At 48.0% G+C, this 18,835-nt stretch carries 22 protein-coding genes; 9 read left to right on the top strand and 13 right to left on the bottom strand.

Annotation, left to right across the window (positions count from 1 at the left end; translation table 11 throughout):
- The first annotated feature begins 1 nt into the window (after nucleotide 1).
- From RW114_RS02750 to RW114_RS02765, 4 genes are all read left to right on the top strand, one after another.
- Nucleotides 2-325, top strand: a complete 324-nt coding sequence (locus tag RW114_RS02750) for a YbaB/EbfC family nucleoid-associated protein (RefSeq protein WP_340121181.1) — start codon at nucleotides 2-4, stop codon at nucleotides 323-325.
- A 1-nt stretch (nucleotide 326) separates the two neighbouring features.
- Nucleotides 327-923, top strand: coding sequence for a recombination mediator RecR (gene recR / locus RW114_RS02755; RefSeq protein WP_340121182.1), 597 nt, complete (start codon nucleotides 327-329; stop codon nucleotides 921-923).
- 44 nt (nucleotides 924-967) lie between these two features.
- On the top strand, nucleotides 968-1,306 hold the full coding sequence (locus tag RW114_RS02760) for a histidine triad nucleotide-binding protein (RefSeq protein WP_340121183.1): 339 nt from the start codon (nucleotides 968-970) through the stop codon (nucleotides 1,304-1,306).
- A 298-nt stretch (nucleotides 1,307-1,604) separates the two neighbouring features.
- A complete protein-coding gene (locus RW114_RS02765; protein ID WP_340121184.1) occupies nucleotides 1,605-1,781 on the top strand; it encodes a hypothetical protein in 177 nt (58 codons plus the stop codon).
- A 230-nt stretch (nucleotides 1,782-2,011) separates the two neighbouring features.
- On the opposite strand, the gene RW114_RS02770 is transcribed toward RW114_RS02765, so the two are convergent.
- The 8 genes from RW114_RS02770 to RW114_RS02800 form a co-directional block, all read right to left on the bottom strand.
- Nucleotides 2,012-2,344 (bottom strand): DUF2956 domain-containing protein, encoded by a 333-nt coding sequence (locus RW114_RS02770; protein WP_340121185.1) that lies wholly within the window; start codon nucleotides 2,342-2,344, stop codon nucleotides 2,012-2,014.
- The gene (locus tag RW114_RS02775) at nucleotides 2,337-2,723 is read right to left on the bottom strand and encodes an acyltransferase (protein ID WP_340121186.1); all 387 of its coding nucleotides are present in this window, start codon (nucleotides 2,721-2,723) and stop codon (nucleotides 2,337-2,339) included. Before RW114_RS02775 ends, RW114_RS02770 begins: the two co-directional genes overlap by 8 nt.
- 475 nt (nucleotides 2,724-3,198) lie before the next feature.
- Nucleotides 3,199-4,347: a hypothetical protein gene (locus RW114_RS02780; protein WP_340121187.1), complete on the bottom strand. Its 1,149-nt coding sequence runs from the start codon at nucleotides 4,345-4,347 to the stop codon at nucleotides 3,199-3,201.
- Nucleotides 4,348-4,387: 40 nt separating this feature from the next.
- Nucleotides 4,388-5,059 carry a glycosyltransferase gene (locus tag RW114_RS02785; RefSeq protein WP_340121188.1) on the bottom strand — a complete coding sequence of 224 codons (672 nt, stop codon included), beginning with the start codon at nucleotides 5,057-5,059 and terminating at the stop codon, nucleotides 4,388-4,390.
- A 92-nt stretch (nucleotides 5,060-5,151) separates the two neighbouring features.
- Nucleotides 5,152-6,423: a lipid II flippase MurJ gene (locus tag RW114_RS02790; RefSeq protein WP_340121189.1), complete on the bottom strand. Its 1,272-nt coding sequence runs from the start codon at nucleotides 6,421-6,423 to the stop codon at nucleotides 5,152-5,154.
- Nucleotides 6,424-6,760: 337 nt separating this feature from the next.
- A complete protein-coding gene (locus RW114_RS20930; RefSeq protein ID WP_422614779.1) occupies nucleotides 6,761-6,961 on the bottom strand; it encodes a diguanylate cyclase domain-containing protein in 201 nt (66 codons plus the stop codon).
- A gap of 92 nt (nucleotides 6,962-7,053) precedes the next feature.
- Nucleotides 7,054-7,647 (bottom strand): exosortase system-associated protein, TIGR04073 family, encoded by a 594-nt coding sequence (locus RW114_RS02795; protein ID WP_340121190.1) that lies wholly within the window; start codon nucleotides 7,645-7,647, stop codon nucleotides 7,054-7,056.
- Between the two features lie 51 nt (nucleotides 7,648-7,698).
- Entirely contained in the window at nucleotides 7,699-9,981 is a 2,283-nt protein-coding gene (locus RW114_RS02800) for a Tex family protein (protein ID WP_340121191.1), read from the bottom strand.
- A 289-nt stretch (nucleotides 9,982-10,270) separates the two neighbouring features.
- Here RW114_RS02800 and RW114_RS02805 point away from each other — a divergent pair, with 289 nt between their 5' ends.
- From RW114_RS02805 to RW114_RS02825, 5 genes are all read left to right on the top strand, one after another.
- Nucleotides 10,271-10,513, top strand: coding sequence for a hypothetical protein (locus tag RW114_RS02805; RefSeq protein WP_006892177.1), 243 nt, complete (start codon nucleotides 10,271-10,273; stop codon nucleotides 10,511-10,513).
- The gene (locus RW114_RS02810) at nucleotides 10,500-10,670 is read left to right on the top strand and encodes a PIN domain-containing protein (RefSeq protein ID WP_340121192.1); all 171 of its coding nucleotides are present in this window, start codon (nucleotides 10,500-10,502) and stop codon (nucleotides 10,668-10,670) included. The genes RW114_RS02805 and RW114_RS02810 overlap by 14 nt, the downstream gene beginning before the upstream one ends.
- Nucleotides 10,671-11,035: 365 nt before the next feature.
- Nucleotides 11,036-11,713, top strand: coding sequence for a vWA domain-containing protein (locus RW114_RS02815; protein ID WP_340121193.1), 678 nt, complete (start codon nucleotides 11,036-11,038; stop codon nucleotides 11,711-11,713).
- Nucleotides 11,710-12,477, top strand: coding sequence for a PP2C family serine/threonine-protein phosphatase (locus RW114_RS02820; protein ID WP_340121194.1), 768 nt, complete (start codon nucleotides 11,710-11,712; stop codon nucleotides 12,475-12,477). The genes RW114_RS02815 and RW114_RS02820 overlap by 4 nt, the downstream gene beginning before the upstream one ends.
- Entirely contained in the window at nucleotides 12,474-14,300 is a 1,827-nt protein-coding gene (locus tag RW114_RS02825; RefSeq protein WP_340121195.1) for a helix-hairpin-helix domain-containing protein, read from the top strand. The genes RW114_RS02820 and RW114_RS02825 overlap by 4 nt, the downstream gene beginning before the upstream one ends.
- 133 nt (nucleotides 14,301-14,433) lie before the next feature.
- On the opposite strand, the gene RW114_RS02830 is transcribed toward RW114_RS02825, so the two are convergent.
- The 5 genes from RW114_RS02830 to RW114_RS02850 all read right to left on the bottom strand — a co-directional run bounded on the left by RW114_RS02830 (nucleotide 14,434) and on the right by RW114_RS02850 (nucleotide 18,751).
- Complete coding sequence (locus tag RW114_RS02830; RefSeq protein ID WP_340121196.1) at nucleotides 14,434-14,844, bottom strand: PIN domain-containing protein; 411 nt, start codon at nucleotides 14,842-14,844, stop codon at nucleotides 14,434-14,436.
- Nucleotides 14,831-15,064, bottom strand: a complete 234-nt coding sequence (locus RW114_RS02835) for an AbrB/MazE/SpoVT family DNA-binding domain-containing protein (protein ID WP_031437733.1) — start codon at nucleotides 15,062-15,064, stop codon at nucleotides 14,831-14,833. The genes RW114_RS02830 and RW114_RS02835 overlap by 14 nt, the downstream gene beginning before the upstream one ends.
- A 243-nt stretch (nucleotides 15,065-15,307) precedes the next feature.
- Nucleotides 15,308-15,895: a group II intron maturase-specific domain-containing protein gene (locus tag RW114_RS02840; protein WP_340121197.1), complete on the bottom strand. Its 588-nt coding sequence runs from the start codon at nucleotides 15,893-15,895 to the stop codon at nucleotides 15,308-15,310.
- Between the two features lie 21 nt (nucleotides 15,896-15,916).
- Nucleotides 15,917-17,035 carry a glycoside hydrolase family 5 protein gene (locus RW114_RS02845; RefSeq protein WP_340121198.1) on the bottom strand — a complete coding sequence of 373 codons (1,119 nt, stop codon included), beginning with the start codon at nucleotides 17,033-17,035 and terminating at the stop codon, nucleotides 15,917-15,919.
- A gap of 27 nt (nucleotides 17,036-17,062) precedes the next feature.
- The gene (locus RW114_RS02850; RefSeq protein ID WP_340121199.1) at nucleotides 17,063-18,751 is read right to left on the bottom strand and encodes an ABC transporter ATP-binding protein/permease; all 1,689 of its coding nucleotides are present in this window, start codon (nucleotides 18,749-18,751) and stop codon (nucleotides 17,063-17,065) included.
- Nucleotides 18,752-18,835 lie beyond the last annotated feature (84 nt).

The following is an 18,835-nucleotide window of genomic DNA, read 5'->3' on the forward strand; positions in this document are numbered from 1 at the left end:
CATGAAAAACGCACTCGGCAACATCATGCAGCAAGCCCAAAAAATGCAGGAAGACCTAAAGAAAGCGCAGGAAGAGCTGAACGCGATGCAAGTCATGGGCGAGTCCGGCGGCGGACTGGTAACCATCCTGATGACCGGCAAACGCGAAGCCAGAAAGGTAACCATCGATCCGTCCCTGCTGGGCGATGACAAGGACATGCTGGAAGACTTGATTGCGGCGGCCATCAACGACGCGGTCAACAAAGTCGCAAAAATGAAGAAGGAAAAAATGGCCGATGTCACCGCCGGAATACCGCTGCCTCCCGGATTCCAACTGCCTTTTTAAGATGAAAAAATCCGGCTTACTGGGGCAATTAATACAGAATTTGTGCTGCTTGCCCGGCGTCGGCCCCAAAACCGCCCAACGCATGGCATTCCATCTGCTTCAGCGCGACCGCAACGGCGCAACAATGCTGGCCCAAACGCTGCTGCTGGCCATTGAAAAAATGGGCCACTGCAATCAATGTCGCACCCTGACCGAAGGCGATGTCTGTTCAATATGCGCAGACAAGTCGAGAGACGATGCCATCATCTGCATCGTCGAAAGCCCCGCCGACGTCTGGATTATCGATCAGGCCACCGCTTTCAAGGGGCGCTATTTTGTGCTGCATGGCCGGTTATCGCCGCTGGACGGCATAGGACCGGACGAACTCGGCCTGGATCAACTGGAACAACGGCTGGCAACAGGCCATATCAAGGAACTGATACTGGCGACCAACTCCACGGTCGAAGGCGAAGCGACCGCTTATTTTATCGGCGAACTGGCCAGGAAACATCAGGTACCGGCCAGCAGAATCGCCCACGGCGTACCGATGGGCGGCGAGTTGGAGTTTACCGACAGCGGCACTTTATCGCATGCATTTAATGGCCGCGTAGGCATGTAAAGACGATCGCATGATCGCTCACCAACCCACAACAGGTAAAAGCCATGACCGATTGTTTATTTTGTAAAATGGTTGCCGGTGTCATCAATCCGGATATAGTTTTTGAAGATGAAAATGTCCTGGCTTTCAGGGACATTAATCCCCAGGCTCCGGTACATATCCTGATTATCCCGAAACGCCACATTGCAATCCTGAATGATCTGGATGATACCCTGTTGGCAGGCCAAATATTACAGACGGCGGTAAAGCTGGCTACACAGGAAGGCATAGCTGAAACAGGCTACAGAACCGTATTCAACTGCAACAAGCACGGCGGGCAGGACGTTTATCACCTGCATTTACATTTGCTGGGTGGCAGGCAAATGACCTGGCCGCCGGGTTAAGTGAACGATGGCATGCGGTAATAGCCTGGATTTAACCTGACGTTATAGATTCCTGATTCAACCCTCTGCCGGCAATAGCTGAAACTATAAATTGTCCGCTATCGGCCATTATGCATAGCCTTGCATAACGGCCAGAAGCGGCCGCTCGTAGATCATTCAGCCCATGTATCGAATTTCTTCACACTAACCTAATCGATTAACTCGTTGGTATTGTGTTATATAAGGCGGCGTCATAATGCCGTCATGTATATGCGTTAGTCTTAGCCTTCAGATAAAAATAATATATGTGAGGTGAATAATGCTGAAACAACTGGCCGATGATGCTTGGATTTTGTATTTAAAAATCTCAAAACTTAAGCAGTACACTCCCGACTTTCTAACAAATGGCGTGGATAAGCAGTATAAATTAGCAGAGCGAGCCTATAGCAGATATGAACGGCGAGTGGATGCTTGGGAGCGTTCTGGTTTCGCTTGAATCCAATGAAAAAGGGGGAAAGGGTCGCTACGCTTTTTTGCTATCCTCATCATTTTTAGGACGACCTAAAGGACGGTAATGTAACGACCTGCCGGCAATCTTTTCTATTTTCCGAATAAACTTCTATGCTCCGCAAGGAATGACTAGGGGGCAGTATGCTTACATCACTGGTCTCTTGGTTTTTTCATTTTTACTCCGGTTCCCATACTGCATAAAAATAATGCTTAGATTTAAACGAAAAAGTAAATACCCACGCCCAGCCATGTCAGAATCAGTAGCAGCCAAGGAAGCCAATGCTGTCGATACACTATTCTCTCTTGCATTTCATGATCATCCGACTCAATCGATTGCTCCTTTTGACTTGATATTCTCTTGAGTCTTCTATTCAAATCCCTGGCTTTTTCTTTTTGTTGTTTTTTGTATAAATCAATTCCTTTTTGAATGCCTTGGGCAATCAGCCTAGTCTGTTCTTTAGTTTGAGCTGGACGCTGGGTTCCTCTGGCTATTTTCAACGCTTCCTCTTGAGTTTGCTGCGATGGTTTTTGATAGCTATTTTTAGTCATGATTGTATTTTGATGATGCTTGTTGCATTAAAAAGGCCTTTTTTTTAGCTCTAGAAAGGCCTTTTGTATGAACAATATTAGCCTGCATACCGTTCCAATAATCATCGATTGTCTTGATAAACCTTGCCGGAACGCCCGCGTAAACAGCATTTGCCGGCAAGTCTTTAGTGACGACGCATCTTGCGCCAATAACGACATTATCACCTATCGTGACGCCCGGCAAAATCAAGCATTCAGCACCGATAAAGACATTATTTCCTATTTTGATCGGCTTGATTATATCGATAGAGGGGGATTTTTCGCGAAAAACCCAGACGCCCCCGTCATGGGTAACAAATGTGCTGGTAGTGATGCTGACATGATTGCCGATCGTTACCAAATAGGGTTCCGAACCGAAATCATTTTTACCGATTAACCGGCAATTATCGCCAAAAGTTACACCCTGCTTTCTGAAATAGCCGATCGGGTTGTTTCTATATCTAATCCAATTATATAAGCGCCTGATCATTAAGCAATATAGTCCGGAAAGTTTTGGGGACAAGGCGGCGATTCATGCCGTCTCATTAGTTTTTGAGTCTGGTAAACCCAATTTTAAATTCAATGCCCAGCTTCATATACTGCCGGCCGGGCAATTACGCTTAAAAACAAGACCTATTAGGATATTAGCCTATCATTTTGATGTTCAATGATAGCAAGAACCCACACCTTCCGCGAGGGGTTTAGTTTGATGTCAGCATGCACTGTTTAGGATCATCTGTAATTTTAGAATGAGATTATCGGCTTTCTTTTGCATCTATAACGGTGTTTGGAGAGTCTAACGTATTCTTTGTAATACTCCCGCAGTCATAGTATTTTCAGAGGTTCGCGTTTTGTTCAAGTACGCTAAATAAAGCAGCGCTATTGCCGGACGTCATACGCTGTTCGGCGTATTTTTTTGCGTTATCCAGACAGGCGTCAAAATATGTTTTATCTTGCAGGCTTTTTATAATAGCGTGTAAATCTTCCGGAGATTCGGCCCGTAGTTCGGATCGCTCCATCAGTTCGCCGGACAAATGAGTTGCAAGATATTGTACGGGCACGCTATCAAACAGCGGCGCTTCAAATAAAACCGTGGAGTAGAGGGAAATGGTGATGGCATGCGCGGATAAGGCGTCGTCAAGACTCCCCGAGTCAACGGAAAAAAAGCGGTTGCCTATGAACGCTGCGATATCAGGCATGATGTTGTCGCTGGGATGAGGGCGCAGGGTAACGGTATCAAAAAAGCGGTAACAGACCTCAAGGATTTGCTGAAAATGCGACAAAAGCGCATCTCCGGCAATGCTGACGTCGGCGGGCTGTAACACTATTAACAGCGAGCTGGTTTTTTCGCTTCGCGGCGGAGGCGATGGTATCTGATAGCCCAAACGCCCGATACAACTTGTCTTGAGTCCCGGAACGCGCCGTTCTAAAAGCCGGGAATAATAATCAGACCAGGTAAAATACGCATCAACGTAAACCGGAAAATAATTTTCAACGATCGCGCCATGCTGGATGCAGGCTGTGGCGATGGCATGTTTTTTTGCGCTGGCTACGGCATAGGCCGGAAAAGGGTTTCTTTCGTTAAAGACGATCACCGATTTAATTTGCCGAAGATTGCTTTTTATGTGGCTCTCTATGCATTCACGACTGGTTAATGCCCTAAGCTCTGAAACAGGGGGGATTTTGTGCGGCGCATTTTTGCAAGCACACAAATAGCGCCATGCGCCTTTAAAAAGCGTCGATACCTGCCAGCCGACCATGCGCTGTTTTAGCGATGCATCCGTTTCATCCAGCCGAGTCAGATAGTGTGCCGAGGCGATGAATCTGAGCGTAAGGGGCGTGCCGCTGTTGACCAGCAATGCCGAAATTTTAATAGCATTCGGCCCATCAATGATGAACAAATGATAGGATTCGGATTCTTTCCTTGCAAAGAGGCGTATGTGGCCCAGAAAAGTGGACAATTTATGATAAGCCGGAATGGTCATGCTAAACGAACTTCTCGGGTCAGGGCAATTATTTGTTTTTTTACACCAGTATGCCGTCTTGTGTGCGCGCATGACAGTCATGCCACTCGCCCGCCATTTCAGCATCCCAATAATCCTTGAAGCAAGGCGTTCCGAGCGTATAATGCAGCAGTTTCGCCTCGTAATTGTCGTCGTATTCAGTTGCCAGCCAGTTCCATTCCTTGGGCAGTTCGCCTATTTCATTGTCATCAAGCCAGGTGAAGCGGTGCAGGAAAGCGCCTGTTTGTTGCATGACGAATTCCGGCGTCAGGATTTTATGTTTGGGGTGAGAACAATTCCACAAAACCAGGCTGGACCAATTTTTTCGGGGATAATCGAGGTTTTTATTGCCCAGGTACTTATTGTGCTCCTTGGTTTTGTAGTCATGTTTGATGCATAACACGGCTTTGCTTTCATCGCGTAATGCCCACAATCTGGCGATGTCGTCACGGCAAATCATATCGCCATCGGCAAAAATCGCCCAGCCCTGAAAATCGCACAGAAAAGGAGTAAGGAAACGCGAATAGATAAAGGTGTTGCTCCCGTCTGTATGGATTTCCCGGTAAGCATTGAGAGAGTTTAATGCTAATGGCGTAAATGAAACAGGCTCCGAAGCCTTTTCCAGAATGCTCTGACAAAATGTATGGTATGCGACAGCCTCTCGCTGGTCGAAACCTATAATGATACGAATCATAAAATTCCCGGTTTTTTAAATATCGCTATCGGCCACAATAGACACTAGCTAAAACATTATATGACAAATCAATGGCTTTTAACCAGACGATCTCAAGGCAATTGACTGACTTGCTTTAATTCGCGCACCAGCACAATATGCAAACACACCGCATTCAATACCTGGTAAGCGACTATGCCGATCGCGATGCCGACAATGCCGACGGCATTAAACGCCACGACTTTAATCGCTGCGCAAATAAAAAAATTGACCATCGCCAGTCTGACTACCACGCTTGTTTTGCCCAAGGCGTAAAGACAATTGCTCGCCAGCTGGCCCGCCACACCTGCGACCAGCATACCGCCCAGCACCACCATAAGCTGCCACAGCATATTGATTTGTTCGGCGCCGAATTTGCCGTAGCCGACCAGCAAAGTCAGCCCCCATTGCCCGCATAAAGCAAACACCGCCCATACGACCAGCGCCATTGTTCCGGTCAGCAGCAGTTTTTGCCGGTAATTGCGCCAAAGCAGAGAAGTATCGCCCAACTTCCTGTGCTTTGCCGCAAACGACAGCAAAGGCGTGGCGAAGACTTTATCCGTGAGCGCCAAAAATACCCCGTAAAGCTGATTGCCGAAGGTCAGCAAGCTGATGCTGCCTACAGGGCCCAATGAGGCCAGATAGCGGTCGATAATAGGGCCGGTTTTGTAAATGGATGCGCCATATAGCAAGGCGCGCATGCGTTGCCAGACCCTTTTAGTCATCGCCCGGTCATATACCGAATGAACACGCCAGTCGATCCATTTGCACAACATTGCCGTCCATAACGCCCAGCGTATGACAGCCCCCCAGGCGACCGCTACGATACCGTAAACGGGTATGGCATAGAACACGCCTAACAGCACGGCAAGACTGGCAATAACTTGCGACAGCTCCGGATAAATAAAACGCTGCTCGGCATAATAAGCCGATTTCAGCACCGTCGTCATCCCGCCAAAAACCAGAGTCGCCGACATCACTTCAGCCATTTCAATCGTCAGGTCGAGCGCCTTGCCCGAAAGTCCCGGCGATAACAACGGAACCCAAAGGGAAGCCGATAAAGCCAGCACGGCCGCCACGACAATAAAGACAAACAATGACTGTAGCAGCAATGCTTTTACGGCGCCGGTTAAGTTTTCCTTGGCTAACCCCGTCAGCAAGGGCACCAAGACTCTGATCAGGATATCGCTCAAAATAATCAGCGGAATTAGCGTCAGCACCTGTGCCGAAAAATAGGCATCCGTCTCGGCGCCCGGCCCTATATAAACCAAAACAAGCCACTGGATTGCCATGGCAATAACCAGGTTTAGAGTGGCCAATCCACCCATTGAAAAAATAAATTTCATTATTCGTTACGGCTTTATGTTTACAATCGACACGAAATCCGCTGAGAAATCTCCTTGCTTCGGTTCAATGCCCAATATCTCTTGGCAATAGCTGTGAAAGCGGCCGGCGTCGCTATAGAGTGAGGGAGTGAGAATACGGCGAGAAATGACTTTCCTGAATTTTGGCGAGTGACATTTGTGGGGGCGACTTAAGTCGCCTAAGACGAATACTGTTCTACTTAATCTTGGCATGGTGTCATTCTAGTTGAATACCCTAAAAAGGAAAGCGCCCCATTTTTCCTAGAGCATTACGAAGCTCATCTTCCAGTGAAAATCGGGCAGTGATGGCCTCCTGTATCTACGGATTGAAGAAACGAAGGGCATTGCGGCCTGACGTTTTGGCCTGATACATCGCAATATCAGCATTTTTCAGCAGCTCGCCTGCAGTTCGTTCGTGACCGCTGAACAAAGTTGCGCCAATACTAGACGTGCTGCTGTAATCGTGCGTAGCAAGCTTATAGGACTGATTGAGGATAGTGCGAATTTTGTTGCCAGTGATTTCAGCTCAGACACGCAATTCAAAAATAACGGCAAATAAAAAAGCCCGGTAGGTTGCCGCTTCCGGGCTTTTTTGCTTTAAATGGCGATGCGTTATTTCATCATTTCCTTTTTGAATATCGTATCCAGTTTCTGGTTGGTTTCCTGATTGTACTGTTTTGAATTATCAATCGGCTCGGGTTTGGGCGCGATTACCGCAGGTGCTAAAACCGGCTCCGGGATCGGCGCTTGAACGGCGGGGGACTCTTCTTGACATTTATCCAAACGGAATACCGGTCCGTAAGTGGTGTCTATATCGAAATCTTCCCAGATATACTCAGGCTGAGCGATAGGTTTGGTAGGAAGCGGTATGGTCACTAAATCGGCAATCCCTACGCCTATGCGCCCACCAGTATTAATCAAGCCTTTAAATAAGCCGCCGACAACGCCATAAAAAATGTTGCTGTTATTGGTCGTGTTAATGATATTTTTGGGAATTTCCAGCACGCCGGTGGTCAGGTTGGCAAAGGCATTCAACGCCTTGTTGCCGACCTTGCTGCCATAACTCCGGCATTGCGACCTATCCACAGGTATATAGGTCGTATTGCCATAACCCTGTTGCTGCATTTCGGCCTGAGTCACTGGCGCATAGGCCGTAAACAGTCCGGCAAATAAAAGAGGCACGAAAAAACGACTGAATTTACGCATATCAAATCCTGGTGGTGTATTAATAATGAAACCAGTATAGCAGAGCTAAAATTATTTACTGATCCGCGCCTTGGCAAAGGCGTTAGCCATTGAGCCTTGCGCTGGAGCCTGCTGTTTGGGCTTATGCACCGGCTGCTTTTGATTATTCCGTTCGGGTCTGGCTTCACTCGCTTCAGGATTGGTTTTCATCGACAAGGAAATGCGTTTGCGCTGAGCATCGACCTCCATCACGGTCACTTTGACCATGTCGCCGGTTTTAACCGCATCCCTGGGGTCTTTAACAAAGGTATCGGACAAATGGGAGATATGCACCAACCCGTCCTGGTGTACGCCGATGTCGACAAACGCGCCGAAGTTGGCAACATTGGTGACGACGCCGTCCAGCCTCATGCCGACTTCAAGATCGGTGATTTTCTCGATGCCTGCCTTAAACTCCACGCTTTTGAATTCCGGCCTGGGATCACGACCGGGCTTTTCCAGCTCCTGCAAGATGTCAGTCACCGTCGGCAAACCGAAATGTTCATTGGTGTAATTAGCAGGATTCAGGCTGCGTAAGAATTGGCTTTGGCCGATCAAATCGCGGATGGATTTTCCGGTGCCGGCGATAATGGCTTCGACAACGGGATAGGCTTCAGGATGAACCGAAGACGCATCCAACGGGTTGTCGCCGTTCATGATGCGCAGGAATCCCGCCGCCTGTTCATAAGCCTTGTCGCCCAAGCGCGGCACTTTTTTCAGTTGCTTGCGATTGGCAAACGGGCCGTTTTCGTTACGGAAGGCGACGATATTTTCGCTGATGCTGGCAGACAGGCCCGACACCTGTTTAAGCAGCGATACCGATGCGGTATTCACGTCAACGCCGACCGCGTTTACACAATCCTCGACCACGGTATCGAGCCCTTTGGCTAACTGCACCTGATTGATGTCGTGCTGGTACTGGCCGACGCCGATCGATTTGGGATCGATCTTGACCAGTTCCGCCAGCGGGTCCTGCAAACGTCTGGCGATCGAAACCGCACCGCGCAAAGACACGTCCAGCTCAGGGAATTCCTTGGCCGCCAGTTCGGACGCGGAATAAACCGACGCCCCTGCTTCCGACACGGTGATCTTGGTAAACTTCAATTCGGGATGCTGTTTCATCACATCGGCCACCAGCTGGTCGGTTTCCCGAGACCCCGTGCCGTTGCCTATGCTGACCAAATCAACCTTGTGCTTTTCGATCAGTTTTGCCAGCGTGTTTATCGAGCCATCCCAGTCCTTGCGCGGTTGGTGCGGATAAATGGTGTCCGTGCCCAGTACTTTTCCGGTCGGATCGACGATAGCAACCTTGACACCTGTGCGTATGCCGGGATCCAGGCCCATCGTCGCTTTTGGCCCAGCCGGTGCGGCCAGCAGCAAATCCCGTAAATTGCTGGCGAAAACCCGAATCGCTTCCAGTTCGGCGGCTTCGCGCAGCCTGAGTTTCAAATCCAGGTCGATACGGGTGTACAGCTTGATTTTCCAGGCGAAACGCGCAGTTTCCGCCAGCCAGGCATCGGCCGGTTTTGAACTGTCGGTAATATTCAGGCGACGGGCGACAAACTGGGCACAAAGATCGTGCTCCGCTTTATCGTCAGCGCCGGGTTTAAGCGTTAGATTCAACATATCTTCATTGCGCCCCCGGAACAATGCCAAAGCCCGGTGCGAAGGGATTTTGTTGATGGCTTCTTCGTAATCGAAATAATCTTTAAATTTTTCAGCGGCCTGTTCCTTGCCGGTCGCAACCGTGGCGTGGACTATGCCTTTTTGCCAAATGCGCTCGCGCAATTCGGCCAACAGTTCGGCGTCTTCAGAAATGCGCTCCATGATGATTTGCCGTGCACCATCCAGGGCAGCGGCAACATCCGGCACGCCTTTTTCTGCATCGATATAAGCGGCAGCGGCTTGCTCAGGAATCAGGCTGCGGTCATCCAACAACGCATCGGCCAGCGGCTCAAGCCCCGCCTCGCGGGCAATCTGCGCTTTGGTGCGGCGCTTGGGTTTGTAAGGTAAATACAAATCTTCGAGCAGCGTTTTGGTGTCGGCGTCGTTGATGGCTTTTTCCAGTTCCGGCGTCAGCTTGCCTTGAGAGGCGATGCTGTCCAGGATGGTTTTGCGCCGCGCGTTAAGTTCGCGCAAATAGCCCAAACGCTCTTCCAGCAATCTTAATTGAGTATCGTCCAAACCGCCGGTCACTTCCTTCCGGTAGCGGGAAATAAACGGAACAGTCGCGCCCTCGTCCAGCAAGTTGACAGCGGCGCTGACTTGTTTGACGTTGACGGCTAATTCTTCAGCAATGCGTTGGATTACATCCATTTTTTGATTTCTTGTGCAGTTTAAGATGGGCGCATTGTAGCAGCAAGGCATGGCTTAGTTAAAAATAAGCGCATCATTTCGAAATGACTCTAACTGATGATTCGTTTTTGAATTATGATTTTAGAAAGTTTTAAGCGGCAGTCATAACGAGTCAAGTTATTAAAAATCGCTGACTTACAACTTGGCAAGATGCCGAACGGCTAAAAAAGGCTCGCGCGAATTTGAAGAAAATTTTACTTTTCCCAGTGATGAAGCATAAGCTACAAACTTTAAAAGGGGGATATAAACCATGGCAATCATAGAATTAGACGATGAAACGGCTGTCCTGCTTAATGAATTGGCAGAGCATGAGCATATTAGCCCGGCGCAATTATTAAAAAACCTGGCGCTAGTCTATCGCAGCACCCAACAAGCCCACCATGCCGAGCAGCCTGAATTACTGACCGACTTTGCCGGGATACTAAAAAACTCCCCCTCATTTAGCGGCAACCCATTAGAGATTCAACAGGCGATGCGTGATGAATGGTCTTAGTTATCTGCTTGACACCAATACCATCATGGGTTTGCTTAAAGGCAATGACGAAGCTATCTCTATTTTAAGCGGCATCAGTCTGCCTGCTTGCGGGTTTAGTGCCATCACTCGGATGGAATTGTTGAGTTACCCGGATTTAGCTATTGATGAGGAATAGGCTATCAACCGTCTATTGGATCGGATGACGCATTTAGCTCGTAGGATGGTTTCGCGATAGCAAACCGTCACAGACGCACAACGCCGATATCAGCCTACCGAAGTTGCGGCGGATTGCCTTACGGCGAATCCACCCTACAGTTCTGAACACCAAAAAAGCCTAGTAGGGCGCGCGATGCGCCCCTACCGGGTTGGCGCTGTCAAAGCAATCACGCCCATTTACCATTTTAGTATAAACTCTCACTCAAATTATTTAAACTCCACCTGATGGCTTTCATCCCTTTTCTGGGCGAATACAATAATTGTGAAACATGACCGCACACACAAGAAACTCTAAAAAACGACTTCAATTACAGGAATTAATTCATGAATGATTACACCTTTGCTGAGCAAATGCCTTTTGGCACAGATAGTTTTGCTGATAATCCTGAGCCGCGTTGCCCCTGTCTCCTTCTTTTAGATACATCCGGTTCCATGACCGGCGCACCAATAGATCAACTCAATGCTGGTATTACGGATTTCAAAAATGCTCTTATGGCGGACTCCATTGCCATGAAGCGAGTTGAAGTAGCCGTTGTTACTTTCGGCCCGGTCAAAATTGAAAGCACTTTCCACACAGCTCCAAACTTTTTCCCGCCAATATTTACGGCAAACAGTGATACGCCGATGGGAGCCGCTATCAAGCAGGGTTTGGATATGCTTCGGCAACGCAAAGACGAATATCGAGCTAATGGTATTGCGTACTATCGCCCTTGGGTAGTTCTTATCACTGATGGTGCGCCTACTGATGAATGGCGGTCGGCAGCGGCTTTGATTAAGGAAGGTGAAAACTCTAAAGCGTTTGTATTTTTTGCAGTCGGCATAGGGAGCGCAGATATGAACATTTTGCGTCAAATTAATGTTGATCGTGAGCCCCTCAAACTACAAGGTCTTAAATTCTGGGAGCTTTTTAAATGGTTATCGGATTCGATGGGTGGGGTTTCTCGTTCTGCTCCCGGTACTGCTGTTTCACTGGCATCTCCGCGAGGATGGGCTGAAGTATGACGTGGAAGACTATTTTAGCTTCTACTATAGGCACATCGCATATTAAATCCGGCAATCTCTGTCAAGATAGCTGCTACGCAGATGTTATTCGCACAGTTGACGACCAAGAATACTTAGTCGTATTGGTATCAGATGGTGCCGGCAGCGCCAAAGAAGGGGGTATGGGCGCAGAACTGGCATGTAAAACAGCTATCTTCAGTATTAGCACTTCTTTAGAAAGAGAGTCTGAGGCTATTTTTACTGAGCAAAGTGTAGTTACATGGACCGAAGACATTCGGAATGTTATCTCCGATAAGGCCAAAGCCGATGGTCTCACAGTTAGAGATTTCGCTTGTACTTTTTTAGGCGCAGTAATTGGGTGTGACCAAAGTCTCTTTTTCCAAATTGGGGACGGGGCTATCGTGTTATCGGTGAACAATGTACAGGGAGTTGTATTCTGGCCTGAGTCAGGGGAATTCGCCAATATGACTTATTTCGTAACAGATCAAGATGCGTTGTCCAATCTTCGTATTCAAATTAGTAATATGTCATTTAAAGAAATTGCTGTTTTTACTGATGGGATTCAGCGTTTAGCACTATCATTTGAGCAACAATGCCCACATCCGCCTTTTTTTGACCCAATGTTTTCAGTATTGCGCAAACAAACCCCAGAGCTTTGCGACATTCTTAGTGAGCAGCTTAAGCAGTTTCTAAACAGTCCAGCAGTTAATGCGCGAACCGATGACGATAAAACACTCGTTTTGGCTACGCGACTCACCGCATGAATGATCTTTTCAAAGAATCTGGACAACGCATACCGCTAGGCCCAAAATTAGGTAGCGGTGGAGAGGGTGAGGTTTACGAAGTTCCTGTATTGGGACATGATTTTGCTGCGAAGATATATCACAAACCATTACCACCGGAGAAACAAGCCAAACTTAGAGCAATGGTTCAAGGATGTGATGAGCGACTGGGAAAGATTGCAGCTTGGCCACTTGCTACTTTACACCAAAATGCTAATGGGCCGATTCGTGGATTTATTATGCCCAAAGTGATTGGTTACAAACCAATTCATGAACTTTACGGGCCTGCTCACCGAAAACAGTTTTTTCCACATGCGGACTGGGCTTTTCTAATCAATGCAGCTCGGAATGTTGCTGCCGCCTTCGAAACTATTCACAGTCATGGACATGTTGTCGGCGATATCAATCAAGGTAACATATTCGTTGCCACAAACAGCATCGTCAAACTCATAGACTGCGATTCCTTTCAAATTACAGTGGCTGGAAAGCATTATCTCTGTGAAGTCGGCGTAGGGCATTTCATTCCTCCCGAATTACAGGGGCGATCTTTTCATGGAATACATAGAACCAAAAATCATGACAATTTTGGTCTCGCCATTTTGCTATTCCATCTACTTATGATGGGGCGACACCCCTTTGCAGGGATATATTCAGGGCATGGGGAAATGCCCATTGAGAAAGCAATTCAAGAATTTCGTTTTGCTTACGGTAAAAATACCAACATCAAGGAAATGTCGCCACCACCGAATACCCTACCGCTATCTATCTTACCCTATACACTCTCTGCATTGTTTGAAGGTGCCTTTTCAGAGCTAGGAATAAAAGCTGACGCTAGGCCTTCCGCCAAAATGTGGCTTCAAACCCTCGATAGCCTAAAAGATCAATTACGGACATGCAGGCAAGAATCCAAACATAAGTATTTTGGTGAGCTAGGCTCTTGCCCTTGGTGTGCGTTGGAATCACGAGCAGCGATTTATTTCTTTATTCCAAATGTTTCTGTCTCAACAACACCAAACGACTTCAATCTTGAGCAAGTATGGACGCGTATTATGGCAATTAGCTCACCGGGCCCAGCACCACACATTGATCTTGCCAGCATCAATGTGACACCTAAACCTATTCCGACTGATTTAACAGGACTATTTGCATTCTTCAAGTTTGAAAGACAGAAAGAGGAGAGACAAACGCGTCAAATGGCTTTGACAACTGTCCAACAAAAATACAATACAATTTATAATCAATGGCAAAATGGAGCTGGTGACTCAAAGTTTTTGTCTGTACAAAAAGAATTAAGCACTCTACGTAGTGAATACGAAAATTTAGGTAAACTTTATAATCAAGAATATCAAAAGTTACAAGCCAACATCCAAACACAACAACGATTCCGATTTCTAAATCGTTTCTTTATCTCAAACCATAATATCCCAAAAATTGGACCGACTCGAAAAGCTACTTTAGCTTCTTATGGTATCGAGACCGCAGCCGATGTTTCAAAACAGAAAATAATTGGAATTAAAGGTTTTGGTCAAAGTTATGCAGCCGAACTTCTTAAATGGCAAGCTGAGCTAATGAGAGGGTTCGTTTTCGACCCTAAAAGAGGAATTGACCCAGTGGATATTTCTGATCTAAACCGAAGTTTTGCAATCAAACGACAACAGATTGAAGCGGGACTCTTAGCTGGGATTGGGAGATTATCTCAAGTTCGTAATGAAGCACTACATCAAAGACAACAAATGCAAACGACTGTTCTAACAGTCGCTAAACAAGTGGCACAGGCTAAGGCAGATTTGAAAATTTTGGGATAGGATCCTGAAAGTTTGTAAGGAGCAGGGTGAGCAAAAAAGCTCCAGGTCTTGTATCTTGCCCACAAAACTACCAGCTATAGATATTTCATGGTTATTTTCAACAATGCATGCTAAAAGCCGTGTTGGTTCTTCCTTACTTATCCAAAAAAGGATTTATAACCACCACTTGACCATCGATTTCTTGACCATGCTGCATATCTTCGGAATACAAAATATCACAGCTGGATTGAAGCGCTGAGCTAACGATCATACTGTCGTACAGGGAAAAACCGAATCGCTCCGCAATATCCAGTCCCCGTTCATGGGTATCGACGGTCAGCGCTTGGGTTTGACATACGGCACGTAGCGCCCGCAACACATCGCGTATCTCGGCATAGCTCATCCCAAGTTTTCGCGATGCGACCGAGGCGAATTCATTGAGCACCTGGACGCTTATGATGCCGCCCAAAGCAATAATCGCTTCGGCTCGGTTCGCTTTGCGGTTATCTTCGGACAGTAAATACAACAGAATATTGGTATCGAAAAACGGCCTATCGGTTTTCATGAGCTTCCAAGCGGTCGAACTTGAAGTCGGCGGGTAAACGCCCCCGATATTTGCGCAATCGGGCTAACAACTCTTGCGGACTGGGCTTTTTCTCAATTTCGAAAACCCGCTCACCGGCGATATGAATCTCGATGTCATCGCCTTCTTTAAGCTGAAGCGCTTCGACCACCGGCGCGGGCAATCTTACAGCCAGGCTATTGCCCCATTTTGCGACTTGCATGACAAACTCCTGTGCTGGAAAGATATACAGATTTTCATTGTATATCCATGCTGATTGGCTGGCTAATGATTTTTTGTGCGGCCAACAAGATGGGCTGTAGTTCTACTTTTTAAGTTATTTTCCGTATGGTCGCCTATCACATCCCTGTGTTCTATAGGGGTAGAGAAGAGTCTCTCGACTCTCCCCTCCCTCCGAACCGTGCGTGCGGTTTTCCCGCACACGGCTCTCCAGTCGATAGTTTCCTCATCGGGGTCGGCTCGCTTCCGCGTGGGCTTCAACCATTGTGAAAAGTCCCATGCTCGCGAAGTAGGCATTTGTCCATTGCTGATGGTCTTGGCTATTTCTTCCCGTTCCCCTTCCCTTCTTTTGATACTTTCGCAAAATACTTCGTAATCTGCGTCGTACAAAGCCATCCATTGCTCTCAACTCACCCTTCTTGACGTGTTTAAAGTAATTAAACCAGCCGCGTAGTATCGGGTTGAGCCTGTCGATAACGGTTGTTATTCCAACTCCCTGACTTCGCCGGGTATGCAGCCTGATCTTGTCTCGCATCGCCATAAGGCTTTTCTTGCGCACCAGCCGCATGCCTTTTTTGAAGGTGTAGCCCAGAAAGTCAAATCCGTTCGGGTCATCAGTTTCGTTGACTATCCTGGTCTTTTCAGGATGCAGTTCGAGTTGATGGCTTGCCATCCATCCCCTCACTTCAGCCAGCGCATCTTCAGCATCTGCTTCGCTGGCCGTTAAGATGACAAAGTCATCCGCATAGCGCACCATGCGATACTTTTCGCCTATGAGATGGTCTAGCTCATTCAGGTAGATATTCGCTGCCAAAAGCAGACGCCTTTATGACGATCAATCGAACTTGGCCGGAAACCACCCCCTGTCCACACAATCGCGAAAACTCCAGGCCGCCGCTGTTTCGGTCTTGTAGCTCCAAAAAAACCAGCCGAGATATTTTTCAAAAGTAGCCAGTTGGGCGGCGGCGTAGCCCCGGTACGCGACATCCATTTGGAAGTCGTCCATTTCCTGCAAAGCGTGGTTGAACGGTCCCTCTGCCCACAGCGACACCATTCTTAAATCCAGCCCCAGGCTCCATTCGCCGACATAGGTCCAGCCGAATTCGTTGATGATGTCGTCGGCTTCATTTTTCCATTCGACGCAGGCCTTTTGCATGTGGCCGTATATATCGGTATCGATGTCTTCGCGGACAAAACACTGGTAGCGATGGATGTCGAGCATCACATTGCTGAACTCCGGTTCGGTCAAGAATCCGGTGTATTCGCGAAATGACCGGAAACCGTCGTGATAAACCACGGCAACGTCTTCGGAGCGACAGTATTTGCGGATGCGGTGATAGGCGTCGGTGTTGTATTTTTTCAATAGTTCGGTGTCTATATCCCAACGCGGCTCATTCAATACTTCAATGGCATGCAAGGCCGGACGACTATGGTAACGCTCGGCCAGTCGCTCCAGCACGCTTAGCGAGTGTTCGATATATTCCGGCTTGGTGTGCCACTCGCAAACATCCTTGATGCCGCCGTTATCGAAACCGTTTTGGCAACCGGGCGCGGCGTGCAAATCCAGCACGATAAGCAAGCCCAGTTCTTCTGCCCAATCGAAAGCGCGATCAAGAACGGCTATGCCGCCAGACACAAAGGGTTGGGTAACTTCGCCATAGCTGGCATGGTAGGGATAATCGGGGCCGAATATCCAGTGGCCTACCGGTATCCGCACCGCGTTGATGCCGACATTGGCCAGCCAGACGAAATCTTCGCGAGTGATGAAACTGTCCCAGTGTTTTTTAAGCACCGGCTCGGCCTTGACTCCGAGTTCGGCACAGTAGCTGGTTTCGTCCACCGCGTCCAAACCTTCGAAGACGCTGGGCGTCATCCATTTTTCAAGAACCAGCCAGCCGCCCAGATTAACGCCGCGCACTTTTTTACCGTATTTATTATCAAAGTCATGCTTCATTTTATTATTCCTTAAAGACAGCAGCCGTTACAGCACAATCCGCCGCTGATGAAACGCCTCTGCAAGTGGTTCGTTGGTAATTGTCATGATCGCGGCATCAGGCAGTTTTTGGGCTATCAACTTCAGCATTTTCATTTCGCGTAAGGAGTCCAGCGAGTCCAGCGACTCTTGCAACAAGATCCACTTGGGTTGCTGCAACAGCAAGCGAACTACTCCCAGGCGCTGTTGTTGTTCGCGGGAAAGTGCGCTGTCCCAATTATCGACATGATCAAGTTGCTCCTGCAATTCGTCCAACTCTACCCATTCAAGCGCCTCTGCAAGCGCAGACTCGGTATATTCTATGTGGGTTGACGGATAACAGATTGCCGCCCGCAAAGTTCCTGTGGGTAAATAAGGTCGTGGCGGCATAAAAAACACCGGATCGCTGGGTAACTCAATTACCCCTTCTCCCCAAGGCCAGAGACCGACTATCGCCTTGAACAGCTTGGAGCCGGTAAAGGCATTGCCGGTAACCAGTACGCGCTCCCCCGGTCTGATTTCATAATCCATAGTCGGTACACACACTATGCCGTCAAGCCTGGTAATAGACAAATCGCAAAAACGCAAAACATCCTTTTCGGTTTTTTTCAGATGAATCCGGTGCGGACCATGACGGGCGATTTCCTGCTCCAGCTGATCCAGTCCATTAACCAATCCCAATACCCGCTCAACCGAAGCCCGCCATTCTGCGACTTTGGCCATATTATCAACCGGCCAGGACAAGGCTCCAGCCATTTGCTGAAATGCCTGGGCCGATTGCATCAAGGCCCCGAGCGTGATACTCCCCATAATATAGCGAGGCGCAGACACCAGAATGGGGAACGCCATCGACAACACCGAATAGCCGGAAGTCAGCATGAACAGATGCGCCCAGGTATGGGTTTGTCGCTGCCAGGCGTGGACAATATCCTTAAAAAGCCTAACGAAACGGGTTCGCTCATTGACTTCGCCATGAACCAGCGCAATCGCCAGGGAATTTTCTCGTGCAGTGACCAAACCAAACCTGAAATTGGCTTCTACGGTTTGCCGGGCATCAGTCGCCTGAGTAAAAGGTCGACCTAACCACCAACCCAATGAGGAAGCGCAAGCCGCATAGATCATAGCCAGCCAGACCAAATGCCCGTAAATAGGTATTTCAACAAATCCCAGATTCAGTATAACGGTACCGGAAAGTGCCCAAAGAATTTTGGTAAAACTAATAAGTAACAATAAGGAATAGATTAAGGAATGGCAAAGATCGATAGCAGCTTCAGTCGCAATACGAATATCTTCAGCAATTCGTCCATCGGGATTATCGTGCGCCCCCTGAATATGTGTGACCAGATAATGACGACCATCGGTCATCCATAGGCCAATCAATCGGTGTGTTAACCAGCTTCGCCAATCGAGTTGCAAACGGCGCTTAATGGTAAAATGTGCAGTAGTAACCGCTATATTAGCGGCAAAAATCAGCACGATAAGGCCGATCTGCATGAATAACCCGGTCATTGAACGCTGTTCAAGCGCATTAAAAAGATCGGCACTCCACACCGTGATGACGACGGCAATACCGATCTGTAGCAGGGTGAGCATGAATAAAGCCAGCGCAAGACTGCGGATAGTGGACTTGTTTTCAGAATGCCAAAAAGGCCCCGCTAAGCGAATAAATTGAATGAAAAATCCGTTTGAAAATTGCAAAAGAAAGCTCCGCGTTAAGGTGAAATAGACGACACATCAAGACCAGGCTTTTTATTGTTCTCGTATGCCCGGTCTTTTGCCAAA

Origin of the sequence: Methylobacter svalbardensis (assembly GCF_037671525.1) — a bacterium.
GTDB lineage: Bacteria > Pseudomonadota > Gammaproteobacteria > Methylococcales > Methylomonadaceae > Methylobacter_A > Methylobacter_A svalbardensis.